Here is an 18,927-nt window from a genome sequence, read left to right as displayed (position 1 = left end):
GCGTTGAGACGAGACAAGGCGCCAGCGCTCAGCCGCGCCGGCCGGCTTCACATCTGCTTGAACAGGTGCAGGAAGCTGCGGCTGACCTCGAGTTTTTCCGGGCGCCCCTTGACCAGCACGAGGTGACGGCCGCGGATGTCGCGCGTCACGCCCTCGATCGCATTCACGTTGACCAGGGTCGCGCGGTGGATCTGCCAGAACAGCGAAGGATCGAGCTCGTCGGCCAGGTCGCGCACCGGCTTGCGGATCAGGGCTTCGAAGCTGGCCGTCTGCACGGCCGTGTATTTCTCGTCCGACCGGAAGAACAGGATGTCCTCGACCGGGATCATGCGCAAGTCCTGGCCGATGCTGGCCTGGATCCATTGCAGGTGTTTTTGCTTCGGCGCGGCGATCTTCTCGGCCAGCTGGCTCAGCATGGCCGACACGCTGTCGTTGACGCTGCCGGCTGCCTGCGGCTTCTCGAGGCGCTCCTTGAGGCGGTCGACCGTGATCTTCAGGCGGTCCGGCTCGGTCGGCTTGAGCACGTAGTCGATCGCGCCGCGCTCGAAGGCTTCCACCGCGTACTGGTCGTAGGCGGTGACGAACACGATCTGGCTGGCGTCGCCGATCTCGCGCGCCGCTTCCATGCCGGTCTTGCCCGGCATGCGGATGTCGAGCAAGGTCAGGTCGGGCGTGAGCTCGCCGACCAGCTGCACGGCTTCTTCGCCATTCTTCGCTTCGCCGACGATCTGCAGTTCGGGCCAGGCTTCCTGCAGGCGCATGCGCAGCTGGTCGCGCATCAGTCTCTCGTCATCGGCAATAATCGCGGTAGGCATGGTGAGTCTCTTCTCAGGTTTATTATGCAATGATTATTCAATGAAACCGGGCGTCAGGCAAGCCGGGCCGCCAGCGACGCGCATTTCCAGCCCTACCTTCAAGCCTGTTTCGACAGCTGGTAAGGCACCTCGATCGTCGCGATCACGCCGCTCGGGCTGTTGGCGCCGATGTGCAGGCGGGCGCTGTCCCCATGCAGCAGCTTGAGGCGGTCGCGGATCGTCTGCAGGCCCAGGCCGGTGCCGTCGCTCGGCACCACGCCGAAGCCCACGCCGTCGTCGGTCACGGTCACGCGCAGCTTGCTGTCGGCCACCTCGGCCACGATCCTGAGGGTACCGCCTTCGGGCTTGCACTCCAGGCCGTGCTTGATCGCGTTCTCGACCATCGACTGCAGCATCATCGGCGGGAAGGCGGCGCTGCGCAGGCCCTCCGGGATCTGCAGATCGACCGTCAGGCGTTCTTCCATCCGCATCTTGAGCAGGGCGAGATAGGCGCTGACCATGTCCACCTCGCGCCCGAGGCCGGTGAGCACGGCGTTGTCGCGCATCTGCGGCAGCACCGCCCGCAGGTACTGGATCAGGCTGCGCTGCATGGCCGAGGCGCGCGGCGGGTCGACCCGGATCAGGTGCTCGACCGAGGCCAGCGTGTTGAACAGGAAGTGCGGTTCGACCTGGGCCTGCATCATCTGCATCTTCGTTTCGGACAGCTGGCGCTGCATGGCTTCGCGCTCGGCGGCGGCGTTGGCGACCTGGGCCTCGGCATCGGCGCGCTTCTTGCCGCCGACCAGGGCCTTGGTGCCGAACAGGGCGAGCAGGAGCAGCAGCACGAAGTTCATGAACCAGGTCGAGGCCTGCTTGTGGTAGCGCGACACCTTCTGCTCGGCGGCGTCCTCGACCGCCGCTTCGATCGCGTTCGACAGTTCTTCGCCGATCTGGGGCGGCAGCTCGATATGGACGGAATCGTCGCCCGGGTGGATATTGATGCCGCTGCCGCTGCCGCTGCCGCTGCCGCTGCCGCCGGTGGCGGGCGGTTTCGGCGGCAGCGGCGGACGCGGCGCCTCCGTGGCATCCGGATCGGCCGGCGGAACCGGTTCGACAGGTTCCGCCGGCTCGGCCGCGCCGCTGCGCGCACGGGTGCGCGGATTGAAGCGGATGCCGCTCTCGTCGATCAGGATGCTGGCTTCGCTGCGCCGCCCGGCCTCGCGCTCGGCGCGCGCGATCTCTTCCTGGGCCGGGCCGTTGAACAGTTCTTCCTGCAGGATGCCGGCGGCGGTCAGGGTCAGGCAGGCGAACAGGAGGAATTTCCACCACGATAGCTGGGTAACCCAGGTCGCCACCGCGTCGAAGGCCCGGTAGAGCCAGGACAGGATGCCCGTCAAATACTGTTGTGTCGAACTGCGTGCTTGCATGGTCGTCAATCTTGTGTGTCCGCCATCGCCGACGGATAGTCGGAGGATGGAGCGTTGGAATGTTGCAACTTTAACGCGCCGGACGCGTCAGGACCAGCCCCCTGCGACAGCCTGCAGGATTCGGGGAATGGACGGTGCTCATGCGCTCGAAATGATCGAACTCAACAGCTATTAATTAGAAACATTGCAAGGTATGATGATCTTCTCCGATGGCCGGGCCTTTTGGGCACGTTCTGGGACCAATCACAACCGACGACGAAAGGGTGTGCCAGATGTCCGCTATTGCCAGTAAATTCCGCCTCGTGACCCGCAGCGACTTCGACGGTCTCGTGTGCGCCGTGCTGCTCAGGCATCTCGAGCTGATCGACGACATCCTGTTCGTCCATCCCAAGGACATGCAGGACGGCAAGATCGTGATCACCGCCCGCGACATCACGACCAATCTGCCGTACGTCGCCGGCGCCCACTTGGTGTTCGACCACCACCTGTCGGAAACCATCCGCAATACCGGCCGCCGCGAGAACCACATCATCCACCCCGAAGCGCCGTCGGCGGCGCGCGTGGTGTATGACCACTACGGCGGCGCGCGCACCTTCCCGGCCGCCTGGAACACCATGATGGCGGCGGTCGACAAGGGCGATTCGGCGCGTTTTACACGCCAAGAAGTGCTCGATCCGCAGGGCTGGGACCTGCTCAATTTCTTGATGGATGCGCGCACCGGCCTCGGGCGCTTCCACGATTTCCGCATCTCGAACTACCAGCTCATGATGGACCTGATCGGCTACTGCGCCACCCAGGACGTCGAACAACTGATGGCGCTGCCGGACGTGGTCGAACGCAGCACCCTGTACCGCGAGCACAGCGAGCGCTGCAAGGAGCAGATCCGGCGCTGCGCGCGGGTCGAAGGCAACCTGGTGGTGCTCGACCTGCGGGAAGAGCCAGTGATCTATGCCGGCAACCGCTTCATCATCTATGCCCTGTTCCCCGAGACGAACATCTCGATCCACGTGCTGTGGGGCGTCAAGCAGCAAAACACGGTGTTCGCCGCCGGCAAGTCGATCCTCAACCGGTCTTCGAAGACGAATATCGGCGCGCTGATGCTGGAATACGGCGGGGGCGGGCACGAGAATGCCGGCACCTGCCAGGTGGACAACGAGCTGGCCGAGGACGTGCTTGGGGCGCTGGTCAAGCGCATTACCAGCGAGGGATAGTGCTCAGGCAGTATGCTGCCGCTGCGCCAGCAAATGCCGCGCCGCGTCGGCCGACAGCGGTTCGCAGAACCACTGGCCCTGCATCTGGTCGCAGCCGTGGCTGCGCAGGAATTCCACCTGCTCCTCGGTTTCGACCGCCTCGCCGACCACCGTGATGTCGAGGTTGCGGCCGATGTCGATCAGGGCCCTGGCCAGCGAGCCGCCGCGGCCGTGGTCGGCGATATCGTGCACCGCCGCCTTCGACAGCTTGACCTGGCGCACCGACAGCTGCTGCAGGAAATTCAGATCAGAGATGCCGCGCCCGAACTGGTCGATCGACAGCATGGCGCCGACGTCGCGCAATTGGGCCGCCAGGTCGCGTCCCAGGCCCGGATTCCTGATCAGGTCGGCCTCGGGGATCTCGATCTCGAGGGCGCCGGGCGGCAGGCCGTAGCGCGACATGCGCTCGGCGATGCCGGCGATGAAGGTGGGCCGGCTGTATTCGCGGTGCGAGACATTGACCGCCACCGGCAGCGCCGTAAAGCCGGCATGGCGCAGCTCGCGCGCGAAGGCGCAGGCCTGGTCCAGCACCCGGTTGCCGATCTCGACGATCAGCCCGTTCTCCTCGGCCTCGCTCAGGAAGGCCGCCGGCAGCATCACCCCGTGTTCGGGATGGCGCCAGCGCAGCAGCGCCTCGAAGCCGCGCACCTTGCCGCTGCGCGCGTCCATGCGCGGCTGGAACAGCAAGAACAGTTCGTCGTTGTCCAGCGCGCTTTTCATGCTGCCGGCCAGGGTCGCGCGCGCCTCGCTGGCCAAACGCATCTCGCTGGAATAGAAATGCACGCCCCCGCCGCTGTTCTTGGCCCGGTACATGGCCATGTCCGCCGCCCGCACCAGGTCGGCCGGGGTGCGGCCGTCGTGCGGGAAGGACGCCACGCCCAGGCTGGCGCCGACCGGGATCTCGCTGCCGCCGAAGGCCACCGGCATGGTCAGCGCACGGCGCACGCGCTCGACCATGCGCAGCGTATAGCGCAGGTTGGGCTGGTCGACCAGCACCATCACGAATTCGTCGCCCGACATGCGCGCCACCGTGTCGCTGTCACGCACCGTGGCCTGCAGGCGGCGCGCCACCACCTTCAGCACCACGTCGCCGGCGTCGTGGCCAAAGGTGTCGTTGATGGGCTTGAAGTTGTCCAGGTCGATCAGCACGGTCGCCACCAGCGTCTGGTGGCGCTGGGCCAGGTGCACCGCGTGGCCGAGCCGGTCCCACAGCAGCGTGCGGTTGGCCAGGCCGGTCAGGTTGTCGTGGTTGACCTCGTGCTCGAGGTGGTCGGTGCGCTGCTTGCTGGCCGTGACGTCGGTCACGATGCCGACGAAGTGGGTCACCTGGCCGTTGTCGTCATGCACCGGCGTGATGTGCAGGTCGTTCCAGAACAGCTCGCCGTTCTTGCGCAGGTTGCGCAGCACCGCGTGCACCGAGCGCTGCTCGTGCAGCGCCCTGCTCAAGCGCTTGCGTTCGTCCTCGTCCAGCCCGGGTGCGGCCATGAAGCGCGTATCCTTGCCGAGGATCTCGTCGGCCGTGTAGCCGGTGATGCGTTCGAAGGCGGGATTGACGTACTCGACCGGATGGTCGGGGTCGCCGTTGTGGGCGATGATCACGCCGTTGCTGGCCGCGTCCAGGGCCCGCTTGTACAGGTTCAGCTGGCGTTCGTGCGCGCGCCGCCTGGAGATGTCGATGCCCATGCCGAACAGGTACCGGCCGCCTTCGCAGTCGATGCGGGCGCCCCGCAGCAGGACGGGAATTTCCCGCCCGCTACGCGCGACGTAGTCGACCTCCATCTCCAGCTCGATGTTGTCGTCGAACATGCGATGAACCTTGTCGGTGAATTCGACACGGTCGCACGGATCGAGCATCTCGAACGCATTGGCTGCCGCCAGTTCGTCGGGCATCATTTCGCAGACGCGTTCAAGATTGTGGTTCCACATCAGGATGCGACCTTCGCGGTCGAGGATGTAGAAGGTGCCCGGCAGCAGATCGACCACGTCCTTCAGCGCGGTGGCGCCGAGACGCTCGGCGTCGGACATGGCATCGGCTGCCGGAATGACGGTGACGCTGACGCCGTGCGCGCCGCCGCTCGCATCGAGCTGGGCCGAGAGCGTGACGCTGGCCGCGCGCCCCGCCGGCAACACGAGCCGGACGGCGCCGGCGTCGAGCAGCTCGGGCCAGGGCGGCGCGCCCAGCAACCGCGAGACCTCCCGGCCGAGCGCATCCGCCGCCGCCAGGCCGAACAACGCGACGCATCGCGGGTTCCAGGTGACAATCGTACCTGTGTCGTCGGCCAGGAAACTGGCCTGCTCGGAGGGGTCGAACGCTGACATGCCGGATCGCCTTTCTTGCAACGCAGCGCGTGCCGCCACGGCCAGCGCTTGCGTGAAGCCAGCTTACACCTGTTCCAAATTAGCTTGGCAAGCGTTATGTGACGTGCGCGACAGTAGCGTCATGCAGGCGGCGCGGGTGGGTGTAGGTCACGTGGCGGCCGCCGCGCACGAAACCGGCCAGGGTCAGCCCGGCCCGGTCCGCCAGTCGCACCGCCATCGCGGTCGGTGCCGAGATGGCCGCCAGCAAGCCAATGCCGGCGCGGGCCGCCTTCTGCACCATCTCGAAGCTGGCGCGGCTGGTGACGAGCGCGAAGCCGTCGTGAGCATCGATGCCCGTGCGCACCAGCGCCCCGACCAGCTTATCCAGCGCGTTGTGACGGCCCACGTCTTCGCGCACCAGCAGCAGGCGGCCGTCGCGGTCGGCCCAGCCGGCGGCATGCATGGCGCCGGTGACCTGGTGCAGGCGCTGCTGGCCGGGCATGGCGGCCATGGCGCGCTGCAGCGCGGCCGGGGCGAGCGGGGCGTTGGTCTCGCGGGCGCCGCCGTCGCGCGGGTCGTTCTGCGCCATCTCGTGCTCGAACCAGGCCAGGCTGTCGATGCCGCACAGGCCGCAGCCGGTCTGGCCCAGGCGTGCGCGCCGCGTTGCCTTCAGGCGCGCCATGGCGCCGGGCGCGATGTCGATGGACAGCGCGATGCCGTGCGGGCCGGCCTCGATCTCGATGTCACGGACGTCATGCGCGGCGCGGACGATGCGTTCGGAGAGCGAAAAGCCGATGGCGAAGTCTTCCAGGTCTTGCGGCGACGCCAGCATCACGGCGTGGCTGATGCCGTTGTAGACCAGGGCTACCGGCACTTCCTCGGCCAGCAGCTCGCTGCCGTCCTCGATCGCGCCATCGCGCCAGCTTGCTGCCGGCACGCTGCTGGCGAGCGCGAACGTCGCGTCGCCGGCTTCGGCAATCGGTGCGCGCGCGTTCATGGCGTCGTCACGGCGGCGCTGCGTTCGAGCAGCACGTCGATCGACTTGGCCGCCGGCACCTTGCTTTCCTTGGCATGGTGCCACAGCGGAATCAGGGGATTGCATTCCGGGTAGTAGCCGGCGATGCAGCCGGGAGGCACGTCGTAGGGTACGATCTGCAGGCCGTCGACGCGGCGCTCGACGCCGTCGTCGGCTTTCGTGCGCAGTGCCACCACGTCGCCCTTGGTGAGACCGTATCTCGCCATGTCGGCTTCGCCCATGAACAGCACCATGCGGCTGCCGTACACGCCGCGGAAGCGGTCGTCGTGGCTGTAGATCGTGGTGTTGAACTGGCCGTCGCTGCGGATCGTGAACAGGCGCAGCACCTTGGGCCCGCCGTCCATGTCCGGGTTGCCGGGCAGCTCGTCCGGCGCCGTGAACTCGGCCTTGCCGCTCTCGGTCTTCCAGATCCGTTCGGCGGCGGCGAGCGGCTTGCGGAAGCCGCCGGGGGTCCACATGCGCTCATTGAAATCGTGGAAGATCTCGGGGAAGGTCTCGGCGATGGCGGCGCGGATCGTGCCGTAGTCGGCGACCCAGGCATCCCAGTCCACGCGCGGGTTCGGATCGAGCGTGGCCTTGGCGATGCCGGCCACGATGGCCGGTTCGGACAGCAGGGATGGCGCGACCGGCTCGGCCATGCCGCGCGAACCGTGCATGCACGAGGTGCTGTCCTCGACCGTCACCGCCTGCGCTCCCGTGCGCTGGCGGTCGATCTCGATCCGTCCCAGGCAGGGCAGCAGATAGGCGGCCTTGCCGTGGATGACGTGATTGCGGTTGAGCTTGGTCGCGACCTGCACCGTCAGCGGCAGCTCGCGCCACGCTGCCTCCATCAGGCGGGTCTCCGGCACCGCGCGCAAGAAATTGCCGCCCAGGCCAATAAATGCTTGCAGCTCGTGCTTCAGGATCGCCTCGCAGGCATCGATCGTGGTCAATCCTTCGTCGCGCGGCGGCTCGAAGCCGTATTGCTCCTTGAGCTTGTCGAGCGGGGCGAGTTCGGGCTTCTCGGTGATGCCGACCGTGCGCTGGCCCTGCACGTTCGAGTGGCCGCGCACCGGGCAGATGCCGGCCCCGGGCTTGCCGATATTGCCGCGCAAGAGGAGCAGGTTGACCAGCATGGTCACGTTCTGCACGCCGTTGCGGTGCTGGGTCAGGCCCATGCCGTAGACACCCATCGCGGCGCCGGCCTTGCAATAGACCCCGGCCGCCCCTTCGAGCGCGGCGCGCGGCAGGCCCGATTCACGCTCGATCGCATCCCAGCCGCAGGCGCGCACGGCGCGCTCGAAGTCTTCGAAGCCGTGGGTGTGCTCCTGGACGAAGGCGACGTCGATCACGCGTTGCGCGCCGCTGTCCCTGGCGGCATCGTCCAGCGCGAAGACGGCCTTGCACATGCCCATGATGGCGGCCGTATCGCCGCCCGGACGGATCTGGTGGTACTGGGTGCTGATCACGGTCTCGTGCCCGGTCAGCATCTCGACCGGCGATTGCGGGTTGGTGAAACTCACCAGGCCGCGCTCGCGCAGTGGATTGAAGGTGATGATCGGCACGTCGCGCTCGCGCACTTCCTGCAGCTGGTGCAGCATGCGCGGGCTGTTCACACCCACGTTCTGGCCGAAGAACAGGATGCAGTCGGTGTGCTTGAAATCGTTCAGCCCCACGGTGCCGACGCCGACCCCGATGGTCTTTTGCAGGCCGACCGAGGTGCTTTCATGGCACATATTCGAGCTGTCAGGCAGGTTGTTGTTGCCGTACATGCGCGCCAGCAGCTGGTACATATACGAGGTTTCCAGCGAGGCGCGGCCGGAGGCATAGAACACCACTTGCTTGCGCTCGCAGGCGCGCAGCCGGGCGCCGATCTCGGCGAAGGCCACGTCCCAGTCGACCGGGCGGTATTTGTCGCTGGCGGCGTCGTAGCGCAGCGGCATCGTCAGGCGGCCGTGGTCTTCCAGCGCATGGTCGCTCCAGCTTTCCAGCTCGGTGAGCGTGTGGCGGTCGAAGAAATCGGGACCGATCGACTTGCTCGTGGTTTCCCAGGCGGTGGCCTTGGCGCCGCTGGAACAGAACTCGAAAGGATGCGGATCGGCCGGCTTGGCCCAGGCGCAACTGACGCAGGCATAGCCGTCGGGCTTGTTCTGCTTGAGCAGCAGGCGGGTGTCCTTCAGCACCACGTGCTGCCCGGTCAGGGCCTTCTTCACGTCATCGACCGAGCCCCAGCCGCCTGCGGGCATGGTGGCGGGTTCGACACGGACGGGTTTCTGTTGCTGGCTCATGGGCTCTCCCTGCAAGTGGAAGGTCTACCGTAGCCGCCACCTTGGCCGACTCTCGGTGCGACCGCGCACATTGGCCGGGAATCCTGAACAAATGACGGGTCATTCGCTGGGCGACATGCGCCAAAGAGTGCATTACCACAAGTGTTGCATACGTTAAATGCCTATCGTTTCTATAAAGATAATTGATTTCATAAATGACATACTCATCTATAAGATAACTATCTCGATTTGAAATTGAATAGGTTTTCACTATGAGTTTTGCTCTCCCATCCGCCGGGCGCCTGGCCTTGTGCGCTTTGACCCTGTCCGCCGGCGCCATGGCGCTGGCCCAGGGCGCCTATGCCCAGACGCTGACCAAGGACAATGGCGCCCCGGTCGGCGATAACCAGAACAGCCAGACCGCCGGTCCCGGCGGCCCGACCCTGCTGCAGGACGTGCACCTGATCCAGAAGCTGCAGCGTTTCGACCGCGAGCGCATCCCGGAACGCGTGGTGCACGCGACCGGCACTGGCGCCCACGGCAGCTTCGTCGCGACCGACGACCTGTCGGACCTGACCAAGGCCAAGCTGTTCAAGCGCGATACCGTGACCCCGGTATTCGTGCGCTTCTCGACCGTGATTCCGAGCCGCTCGGGTGCGGAAACCACGCGTGACCCGCGCGGCTTCGCCACCAAGTTCTATACCCAGGAAGGCAATTGGGACCTGGTCGGCAACAACCTGCCGATCTTCTTCATCCGCGACGCGATCAAGTTCCCGGACATGATCCACGCGCTGAAACCTGACCCGGTTACCAATGTGCAGGAACCCGAGCGCGTGTTCGACTTCTTCTCGCACGTGCCGGAAGCGACCGCCATGCTGACCCGCGTGTATTCGAACTATGGCACGCCGGCCAACTACCGCCAGATGGATGGCAGCAGCGTGCATGCGCTCAAGCTCGTCAATGCCAAGGGTGAGTACGTGTACGCCAAGTTCGCCTGGAAATCGCGCCAGGGCGAGCGCAACCTGCGTCCGCAAGAGATCCCGCTGGTGCAGGGCAAGAGCACGGCCCACGCCACCGTCGATCTGTACGAGTCGATCAAGGTCGGCCAGTTCCCGCGCTGGGACCTGACCGTGCAGGTGCTGAAGCCGCAAGAACTGGACAAGTTCGACTTCGATCCGCTGGATGCGACCAAGATCTGGCCCGGCATCTCGGAGCGCAAGGTCGGCACCATGACCCTGGACCGCGTGCCGGACAATTTCTTCGAGGCGACCGAACAAGTGGCGATGGCGCCGGGCAACCTGGTGCCGGGCATCGAACCTTCGGAAGACCGCATGCTGCAGGGCCGCCTGTTCTCGTACATCGACACCCAGCATCACCGCCTGGGCGCGAACTTTCAGTCGCTGCCGATCAACAAGCCGCTGGTGCCGGTAAGTAACCACCAGCAAGATGGCCAGGGCAATATCGATGGGCGCAAGGGCAGCGTGAACAACCAGCCGAGCCGCCTGGCGCCGCTGGTCGAGGACCCGAACGCGCGCTCGAGCAATCTGCCGCTGACCGGCGCGACCCAGCAGCAGCGCATCGCCAGGACGCTGAACTTCCGCCAGGCAGGCGAGTTCTACCGCTCGCTGAGCAGCCAGGACCGTGACGACCTGATCGTCAACCTGTCGGGCGACCTGAAGCGTGTGCAGAACGTCGAAACCCGCGAGACCATGCTGTCGCACTTCTGGAAGGCCGATGCCGACTACGGCAAGCGCCTGGTGAAGGCGGTCGGCGGCGATCCGGCGAAGATCGCGGCGTTGGCTGCGGCGCTGAAAGAATAAGCGCGACTTACCCGCATCGCATTGCATCGTGATGGGTGGAAAGGCAATATCGAAGTCTTTACATTGCAAAGGACCTTCGTGAGCACTTCCGCCCATCGCTTCATGCTTGCCTTCTCCTTGACGACGGCACTGGCCGCCAGCTTGCCCGCCACAGGTGCCCAGCAGCAGGAGACCTTTCAATTCAATGGCTGGAGCCTGGATCGCGTCACGCTGCCAGCCGATGCAGGGCCTGCGGTCAGCTATTACCTGTCGAAGCCCAAGGCAAAGGCGCCGCTGGTGCTGTTCGTGCAAGGGTCGGGATGCACGCCGCCGTTCAGCGGCCTCGGCACGGAAGAACGCAGCGCCTCGATCCTGCCATGGGTGCCGCTGGCGCAGAGCGGTCGCTATGCAGTGATGTCGGTGGACAAGCCTTATCAGCCTGCGCAGCAGGGCGGGCAGGGCGGCAGCGCCAATGGCTGCGGCGACGCCTTCAACAACCAGTTTTCCTACGATACCTGGCTGGCCACCTTGGGCACGGCGCTGCGCCACGCCCTGGCGCGGCCCGAGATCGATGCCACGCGGGTCCTCGTGGTCGGGATTTCCGAAGGCGGCGTGATGGCGGCGGGGCTGGCGCGCGCCGTGCCCGAAGTGGGCGCGGTGGCGCTGGCCGGTGTTTCCGGCACCACGCAACTGTTCGACAGTATCGCGCGCATCCACCAGGGCGGCGGCAGCGATGACGACAAGCTGCGCGAACTGGCGTCGCTCGACGCCACGCTCAAGGACATCCAGGCCAATCCGGGTAGCGGCAGCAAGTTCGCCTGGGGCCATTCATACCGGCGCTGGAGCAGTTTCTTTGCCCAGTCGCCGGGTGACAACCTGCTGCAATCGAAGGCCCGGGTGTACATCGTGAGCGGGATGCGCGATGCGAGCGTGCCGATCCTCTCGACCGAAGTGATGTACGCGCAGCTGCGCGCGCAAGGCAGGGACGTGACGATACGGCGCCTGCCTGGCGCCAACCATGACCTGGTGACGGAAGGGGGCGGCGCCGAGCAGGTGATGGGCGAGTATGGCGCGATCATGCGCTGGTTCGACGCGAGCTGAACCAGGGAGGGATAAAAAAGGCGCTGTCATCGTTAAATATGGATGAGCATTGAACTGCTGAGCTGATTCGCGGTCCAACCCTGGTCGCCATCGATCGGGAGCGCACTATGAAAGCGCCGGAGTTCGCGAAGCTGGTCGCCCAACTACCGCTACTGAACCAGCCGCAGCGTCAGCAGGTCCTCGCTGCCCTGCACCCGGCAGCCGGACTCGACCGGGTGGTCGCCCTCATCGGCGAGATCCGGTCGAAGGGGCGCCGCTGCCCGGATTGCGGCTGCGAGCGCTGCCACCGTCATGGCCAGGCCAACGACTTGCAACGCTTTCGCTGTTGCGCATGCGGCCGCACCTTCAACGACCTGACCGGCAAGCCACTGGCGCGGCTCAGACACAAGGGAAAGTGGCTCGATTATCTGGACACGGTGCTCGATTCCCGCACGGTAAGGTCTGCGGCCAAGCGGGTCGGCGTGCACCCCAACACCACCTTCCGCTGGCGGCACCGCTTTCTCGACCGGGTCAAGGACGACCGGCCAGAGCGCCTGGTCGGCATCGTCGAGGCCGACGAAACGTTCCTGCTCGAATCGCAGAAGGGTTCACGCAAGCTCGATCGCCCGCCGCGCAAGCGCGGTGGCAGGGCCGCCCTGCGCGGGATTTCCCATCATCTCGACTGCATCCTGGTGGCGCGCGACCGCAGCGGGCAGACCGTCGACGCCGTGACCGGCCGCGGCGCCTTGCGCGATCCATATTCAAAATGTGAACGCATACCACCGGCGCTTCAAGGAATGGCTCGCGCGCTTCCATGGCGTGGCGTCGCGCCGGCTACCCAATTATCTGGGCTGGCATTGGGCGCTCAATGGCGGCCGAGTCACTTCTGTCGAGCAATTGCTGCGTCTTGCATTCGGGGTCACCAACAGGTAACGATGACAGCGCCATAAAAAAAGCCACGACCCGGTCGTGGCTTTCATGGGGAAGGCAGGGCGCTTTACGCCGCCACTACTTCCTGCTTCACCGGCAGCGCGATCTCGTTGTTCACGCTGAACTGGTAATCCTTGAACACGTGTTCCGCGCTCAGGATCTGGTAGTTGCCGTCCGCCAGCAGGTGGGTGGTGTCCTTCAGGCGGTAGGTGTAGTGGCCGCAGGTCCAGCAATTGAAGTTGCGCATGTGCGTGCACAGGCAGGTCTTGTCCATCACGACCACTTTCTTCTGGTCCGGATGGGCCTGCACCTCGCGGTTGTACGAGTTGATGTAGGCGCAGTTGCCGGTGGCGTCCAACAGGTAGCCGTAGGATTCGCAGCCCGGACGGATGCCGGAGCCGATCGCCGGGGTATTCTTGAGCATGCGCATCGGATAGCCGGTCGGCGACACGCCGTTGACTTCGATGTCTTCTTCGCTGGCGCGGAAGTATTCCTGCTTGACGTTGTCCGGCAAGCCGCACTCGTGGGTGACGGTGAAGCGGGTCGCCACCTGCACGCCGCCGGCGCCTTTTTCCAGGAAGCCGACCGCATCCGAACCCGTAAACACGCCGCCGGCAGCGATCACCGGAATGCCCAGTTGCTCGGCCTGCATGAAGGCGAGCACCTCGTCCATGATGGTATGCAGGTCGTACTGTTTCCAGTCATCGATGCCGAAGCCGAGGTGGCCGCCGGCCAGCGGGCCTTCGACGATGACGAAATCCGGCTTGCGGTCCAGGCGCGACACCTTCTTGAGGAAGAGCTGCAGCGCGCGCACCGAAGACACGATGATGCCCAGGTGGGCGTCGCGGAAGCGCGGGTGGTCCTTGATCAGCTCGAACGAGCCCAGGTGCAGGCCGGCCGACAGGGTGATGCCGTCGATGCCGGCGTCCAGCGCCGACGCCAGGCGCACGCGCAGGGTTTCCTTCGGCGCGTTCATGGTCAGCTTTTCCATGCAATTGACGTAGATAAGGCCATCGCCTTTCTTCGCTTCCATGGTCGCACCGACGTGGCGACGGGTTGCCTCGGCCAGGTGATCCAGGTCGAACTGGACCACCGCCTTGTTCATATTGTTGATGTTGAACTTGTAGGTCTTCGTCTTGTCTTTAACGAAGGTGGTGTCGAATTTGCGGTCGGACACGTCCTGGGACATGGCGTCGGAGATATGACCGATACCACCGAGGCGGGCCGCTTCGAGGGCCAGCTCGGACGTCGAAATGTCCACACCCATTCCGCCGATCATGATGGGCACATATTCCTTGTTGCCCATACGTAGGCGGAAATCATCAACACGTTTCATTGCTATCCTTAGACTACCTAATCTGCCCGGGGTTGCGGCGGCGCGCAGCGTCGTAAAAGCGCGTACGAATTTCGCACGGCGCCATTCTACTCCAAGCGGGGCAAGGCGCCGCGGAACCTGTCCACGCGCGCCTCGCTCTCAAGCCGGTCATGCCGGCCACATGCGACTCAGTTCTAAAAAATCAGTCGCGGAAATTATTGAAAGCCAGCGGCAGGTCTTGCACGTCCTTGCGCAGCATCGCCATCGCCGTCTGCAGATCATCGCGCTTTGCACCAGTTACGCGCACCGACTCGCCCTGGATGCTGGCCTGCACCTTCATCTTGCTTTCCTTGATCAGCTTGGTGATCTTTTTCGCGTCTTCGGTCTCGATGCCGTTGCGCACCTTGATCACCTGCTTGACCTTGTCGCCGCCGATTTTCTCGACCTTGCCTTCGTCGAGGAAGCGCACGTCGACCTTGCGCTTCGACATCTTGTTGATGAGCACGTCCTTGACCTGGCCGAGCTGGAAGTCGGAATCGGCCAGCAGCGTCAGTTCGCGCTCTTTTTGTTCGACATTGGCCGAGCTGCCCTTGAAGTCGAAGCGGGTCGTGATTTCCTTGTTCGATTGCTCGACCGCGTTCTTGACTTCGACCATGTCTGCTTCGCAGACCACATCAAACGATGGCATGAAGAATGTCCTTTTTTGATAATGCGTTTAGATTAATCCCTCTATTTTAGCGGACAACGGCCCGGATCGCGACCGTTTTGCCAGGCTGGAAAGTCGGGAATGCGTGAACCACTATAATGAAACGACATTTTCTATCCCAACCGTCATGCATCCAGACCTGTCCATCGTCCACGACCAGCCGCTTGCCGGGCTGAATACCTTCCGTATCCCCGCCACCGCCCGTCAATACGTGCGCGTGACAAGCGCCGGGCAATTGGCGGCAGTGCGCGCCGATTCCGAGCTTGCCAATCTGCCGCGCCTGGTGCTGGGCGGCGGCAGCAACCTGCTGTTCACCCAGGACTTCGACGGCCTGGTGCTGCACATGGCCGGCCAGGGGCGGGAGATCCTGGGCCCGCAGGGCGACAAGGTCCTCGTGCGCGCCCAGGCCGGCGAGAACTGGCACGCCTTCGTCCAGTTTACCCTGGCGCAGGGCCTGGGCGGGCTGGAAAACCTGTCCCTGATCCCCGGCACGGTCGGCGCCGCGCCCATCCAGAACGTGGGGGCGTACGGCGTCGAAACCAGGGATGTGTTCCACAGCCTGACGGCCTTCGACATGGCCAGCGGCGAGATCCGCACCCTGGACGCCGCCGCCTGCCGCTTCGGCTATCGCGACAGCATCTTCAAGCACGCCGAGGGTCGCGATCTGATCGTGCTGGACGTCACCTTCGCCCTGCCGGCGGCCTGGCAGCCGAACCTGCGCTATGCCGAGCTGGCCAACGCGGTGCAGGAAGCGGCGCTGGCGGCGCCGACGCCGCGCGATATCGGCGCCATCGTTGAAGCGATCCGCCGCCGCAAGCTGCCCGATCCGCTCGAGATCGGCAATGCCGGAAGCTTTTTCAAGAACCCGGTGGTCTCAAACGAGGAATGCCGGACCCTGCTCGAGACGTATCCGAACCTCGTCCACCATGCCCAGCCGGACGGCAGCGAGAAGCTGGCGGCGGGCTGGCTGATCGACCAGTGCGGCTGGAAGGGGAAGAACATCGGCCCGGCCGGCGTCTACCACAAGCAGGCGCTGGTGCTGGTGAACCTGGGCGGCGCGATCGGGACCGATGTGGTGCGCCTGGCCCAGGCCATCCAGTCCGACGTGGCGGCCCGCTACGGCGTGGCGCTGGAACCCGAACCCGTATTCATTTAAGGAATTCACCATGAAGAAGGCAATCGTCACCGGCCACACCCGCGGCCTCGGCGCCGCCGTCGCGGCCGAACTGCAGGCGCGCGGCATTGCCGTGCTGGGCCTGGCGCGCGGACGCTCGCCACTGGCCGGCATCGAACAGGTCGAGGTCGACATGGCCGATCCGGCCGCCTTGCAGGCCTGGCTGGCGAGCGTCTCCTTGCGCCAATTCCTGGCCGACGCCAGCCAGGCGCTGCTGGTGAACAATGCCGGCGTCGTCACGCCGGTCGGCCCCCTTGTCGCGCAAGACCCTGCAGAAGTGCTGCGTGCGGTGTTGCTCAACGTCGGGGCGCCGCTGGCGCTCGCGGCTGCCTTCGTCCAGGCCGCGCCGCAGGCCGAGCGGCGCATCCTGCACGTCTCGAGCGGCGCGGCGCGCAATGCCTATCCCGGCTGGGCCGTGTATTGCGCGACCAAGGCCGCGCTCGACCAGCATGCACGCGCGGTGCTCCTCGACGGCGATGTGCGGGTGCGCGCCTGCAGCCTGGCGCCGGGCGTGATCGATACCGATATGCAGGCCGCGATCCGCGCCACGCCGGACGCGAACTTCCCGATGCGCGAGCGGTTCGTCGCGCTGAAGGAGGGCGGTGCGCTGGACTCTCCCGAGGATTGCGCTCGCAAGCTGGCCGACTACCTGCTGGCGCCCGGATTCGGCAGCGAACCGGTCGACGATTTGCGCAACTAGTTGACAGGCATGCGACACTTGTCGCATTATTGCGTCAATCGTCGCAATCTGGAGTTGTCGTCATGGCCGTCCCCTCGATTTCGGAACTGAGTCTCTTGAAGGCGCTGTGGCGCCAGCAACCGCTGAGCGCCCGCGAAATCCACGATGCCGTGGCCCTGGAGCTGGCATGGTCGTATTCGTCGACCCGTAAGACACTCGAGCGCATGCTGGAAAAGAACATGGTGCGCCAGGAGCTGCGCCATGGCGTGCAGGTCTACGAAGCGGTGAGCGACAAGGTCGACACCCTGGCCGCCTTCGCCCATGATTTCGGCCGGCGCGTGATGGAAATCGATACGCCGCTGCCGGTCAATATGTTCACCGGCAGCAAGCTGGTCGACGATGCGGAGCTGGCCCGCCTGGAGCAGCTTCTCAACGACTGGCCCGATGACAAGGATGGCGCCGCATGAACGCGCTCGACCAGCTCGCCATCCGCTTCCTGTTCGCCAGCGCGGGCTGCCTGGCGGCCGGGCTGGCGGTGTGGGGCGCGACCCGGCTGGCGCGCCGCGCGCTGCCGGTGCTGGGCATGCAGCGCTCGACCTGGCTGCTGGGGCAGGCCGCGATCGCGGCCACTTTCTTGCTGCTGTTGATGGCTCCTGCCCAGCAGGCGAATATGCAGCCGGTGTTCGAAGTCGACGTGAGGGCGGTGGCAGCAAGCCTGCCCGCCGCCCTGGCGCCATCGGGCCCCGCCGCCGGCATGCCGGCCACCATCGCAGGTGAGCGTTCCTGGCTGGCGTGGCTGGCCTGGGCCTGGGTGTCGATCTATGCCTGCGGCCTCGCCTGGATGGTCGGCAGGCTGTGGCAGGGCCAGCGGATCGTGCAGCGCCTGATGCGATGCGGGGCGCCCCAGGCGCATCCTGCGCATCCTGCCGTCATCGAAGTCGACGCCCCTATACCCCCGATGCTGGTCGGCCCATTCAAGCCGCGCCTGCTGCTGCCGCGCGGCCTGCGCGACATCGATCCGCTGCAGCGCGAGCTGATCGTGGCCCATGAACTGACGCACTGGCGCCGCGGCGACCTGTGGTGGCTGACGGCGGGCGCCGCGCTGCAGGCGCTGTGCTGGTTCAATCCCGCCATGCGCCTGCTGCGCGAACGACTCACCTGGGCGCAGGAACTCGGCTGCGACCGCGACGTGTTGCGCGGCCGGACGCCGCTCGAACGCCGCGCCTACGCCGCCGCCCTGGTCGCGCAGCTGCGCATGCAGCACCGTACGGTGAATGGGGCATTGGCATTTGGCGGCGTCAGCCCCGATACGCTGGCGGCCCGCGTTGAACTGATCCGTGCTCCCGGCGCCGCGCGCCACGCGGCCTGGGCGCGCGGCGCCGGACTCGCGATCCTGGCGCTGGCCTTCGGCGGCAACCTGGCGCTGCAGCCCGCGCTGGCCTGGAACAATCAGCCGGCCAGGCTCGATTGCACCCTCATGCTCGATGCCGCGAGCGGCGCGCGCCTGGTCGAGCAGGGCGACTGCGATGTGCGCGCCACGCCGGCCTCCACGTTCAATATCGTCGTCAGCCTGATGGGCTATGACGCGGGCATCCTGGTCGACGCCCACACGCCGGCGCTGCCGTTCAAGAAGGGTTATGTCGACTGGCTGCCGGCCTGGCGCACCTCCACCGATCCCACCAGCTGGATCCGCAACTCGACCGTGTGGTATGCGCAGCAAGTGACCTCGCGCCTTGGTCTCGATGGCCTGCAATCGTATTTGCAGCGTTTCGACTACGGCAACCGGGACCTGTCTGGCGGCGTGACCGATGCCTGGATCGGTTCCTCGCTGCAGATCTCGGCGCAAGAGCAGGCGGCGTTCCTGCGCAAGGTCGTCAACCGCGAGCTGGGTTTGAATCCGCAGGCCTACGATATGACGGCGACCCTGTTGCGCCTGCCCGCGCTGCCGAACGGCTGGGACGTCTACGCCAAGACCGGCACTGCCGTGCTGGATCAGCCGAAGGGTTCGCAAGACCCGCCGCGCTCCTATGGCTGGTTCGTCGGCTGGGCCAGCAAGGAAGGGCGCACGATCGTGTTCGCGCGCCTGATCCTGGACCGGGAGCACCCCGATCGCGCGGCCGGGCCGCTATTGAAAGAAGCCTTCCTGCGCGAACTGCCGTCAAGGCTGGACGCGCTCTAAACCCACCCTGAGGA

Annotated in this window: 14 protein-coding genes and 1 pseudogene; 8 read left to right on the top strand and 7 right to left on the bottom strand. The window is 65.7% G+C overall.

Annotation, left to right across the window (positions count from 1 at the left end; translation table 11 throughout):
- Positions 1 to 47: 47 nt before the first annotated feature.
- Together J3U95_RS19420 and J3U95_RS19415 are read right to left on the bottom strand one after the other, a co-directional pair.
- Complete coding sequence (locus J3U95_RS19420) at positions 48 to 815, bottom strand: LytR/AlgR family response regulator transcription factor (RefSeq protein WP_208280306.1); 768 nt, start codon at positions 813 to 815, stop codon at positions 48 to 50.
- A 98-nt stretch (positions 816 to 913) separates the two neighbouring features.
- Entirely contained in the window at positions 914 to 2,221 is a 1,308-nt protein-coding gene (locus J3U95_RS19415) for a sensor histidine kinase (RefSeq protein ID WP_208280305.1), read from the bottom strand.
- A 272-nt stretch (positions 2,222 to 2,493) separates the two neighbouring features.
- On the opposite strand from J3U95_RS19415, the gene J3U95_RS19410 reads away from it, so the two are divergent.
- Positions 2,494 to 3,432, top strand: coding sequence for a DHH family phosphoesterase (locus J3U95_RS19410; RefSeq protein ID WP_208280304.1), 939 nt, complete (start codon positions 2,494 to 2,496; stop codon positions 3,430 to 3,432).
- Between the two features lie 3 nt (positions 3,433 to 3,435).
- On the opposite strand, the gene J3U95_RS19405 is transcribed toward J3U95_RS19410, so the two are convergent.
- From J3U95_RS19405 to J3U95_RS19395, 3 genes are all read right to left on the bottom strand, one after another.
- Complete coding sequence (locus J3U95_RS19405) at positions 3,436 to 5,790, bottom strand: sensor domain-containing protein (protein WP_208280303.1); 2,355 nt, start codon at positions 5,788 to 5,790, stop codon at positions 3,436 to 3,438.
- A gap of 94 nt (positions 5,791 to 5,884) precedes the next feature.
- Positions 5,885 to 6,766, bottom strand: a complete 882-nt coding sequence (gene fdhD / locus J3U95_RS19400) for a formate dehydrogenase accessory sulfurtransferase FdhD (protein WP_208280302.1) — start codon at positions 6,764 to 6,766, stop codon at positions 5,885 to 5,887.
- The gene (locus J3U95_RS19395; protein ID WP_208280301.1) at positions 6,763 to 9,072 is read right to left on the bottom strand and encodes an FdhF/YdeP family oxidoreductase; all 2,310 of its coding nucleotides are present in this window, start codon (positions 9,070 to 9,072) and stop codon (positions 6,763 to 6,765) included. Before J3U95_RS19395 ends, fdhD begins: the two co-directional genes overlap by 4 nt.
- Before the next feature lie 251 nt (positions 9,073 to 9,323).
- Here J3U95_RS19395 and J3U95_RS19390 point away from each other — a divergent pair, with 251 nt between their 5' ends.
- The 3 genes and pseudogenes from J3U95_RS19390 (at position 9,324) to J3U95_RS19380 (ending at position 12,863) form a co-directional block, all read left to right on the top strand.
- Entirely contained in the window at positions 9,324 to 10,871 is a 1,548-nt protein-coding gene (locus J3U95_RS19390) for a catalase (RefSeq protein WP_370662086.1), read from the top strand.
- A gap of 78 nt (positions 10,872 to 10,949) precedes the next feature.
- On the top strand, positions 10,950 to 11,951 hold the full coding sequence (locus J3U95_RS19385) for an alpha/beta hydrolase family protein (RefSeq protein WP_208280300.1): 1,002 nt from the start codon (positions 10,950 to 10,952) through the stop codon (positions 11,949 to 11,951).
- Between the two features lie 107 nt (positions 11,952 to 12,058).
- Positions 12,059 to 12,863: pseudogene (locus J3U95_RS19380) on the top strand (IS1595 family transposase).
- Positions 12,864 to 12,927: 64 nt separating this feature from the next.
- Here the strand turns inward: J3U95_RS19380 and J3U95_RS19375 are convergent.
- Positions 12,928 to 14,196: a nitronate monooxygenase gene (locus tag J3U95_RS19375; protein ID WP_208280299.1), complete on the bottom strand. Its 1,269-nt coding sequence runs from the start codon at positions 14,194 to 14,196 to the stop codon at positions 12,928 to 12,930.
- Between the two features lie 181 nt (positions 14,197 to 14,377).
- A complete protein-coding gene (locus tag J3U95_RS19370; protein ID WP_208280298.1) occupies positions 14,378 to 14,863 on the bottom strand; it encodes a YajQ family cyclic di-GMP-binding protein in 486 nt (161 codons plus the stop codon).
- A gap of 145 nt (positions 14,864 to 15,008) precedes the next feature.
- Here J3U95_RS19370 and murB point away from each other — a divergent pair, with 145 nt between their 5' ends.
- From murB to blaOXA, 4 genes are all read left to right on the top strand, one after another.
- On the top strand, positions 15,009 to 16,037 hold the full coding sequence (gene murB, locus J3U95_RS19365; protein WP_208280297.1) for a UDP-N-acetylmuramate dehydrogenase: 1,029 nt from the start codon (positions 15,009 to 15,011) through the stop codon (positions 16,035 to 16,037).
- 10 nt (positions 16,038 to 16,047) lie between these two features.
- Entirely contained in the window at positions 16,048 to 16,755 is a 708-nt protein-coding gene (locus J3U95_RS19360) for an SDR family oxidoreductase (protein WP_208280296.1), read from the top strand.
- A 62-nt stretch (positions 16,756 to 16,817) separates the two neighbouring features.
- On the top strand, positions 16,818 to 17,201 hold the full coding sequence (locus J3U95_RS19355) for a BlaI/MecI/CopY family transcriptional regulator (RefSeq protein ID WP_208280295.1): 384 nt from the start codon (positions 16,818 to 16,820) through the stop codon (positions 17,199 to 17,201).
- Positions 17,198 to 18,913 (top strand): class D beta-lactamase, encoded by a 1,716-nt coding sequence (blaOXA, locus tag J3U95_RS19350; RefSeq protein ID WP_208280294.1) that lies wholly within the window; start codon positions 17,198 to 17,200, stop codon positions 18,911 to 18,913. The genes J3U95_RS19355 and blaOXA overlap by 4 nt, the downstream gene beginning before the upstream one ends.
- Positions 18,914 to 18,927 lie beyond the last annotated feature (14 nt).

The sequence above is a fragment of the Massilia oculi genome (genome assembly GCF_017582745.1).
Taxonomy (GTDB): domain Bacteria; phylum Pseudomonadota; class Gammaproteobacteria; order Burkholderiales; family Burkholderiaceae_D; genus Telluria; species Telluria oculi_A.
This window is presented reverse-complemented; position numbering and strand designations above follow the sequence as displayed.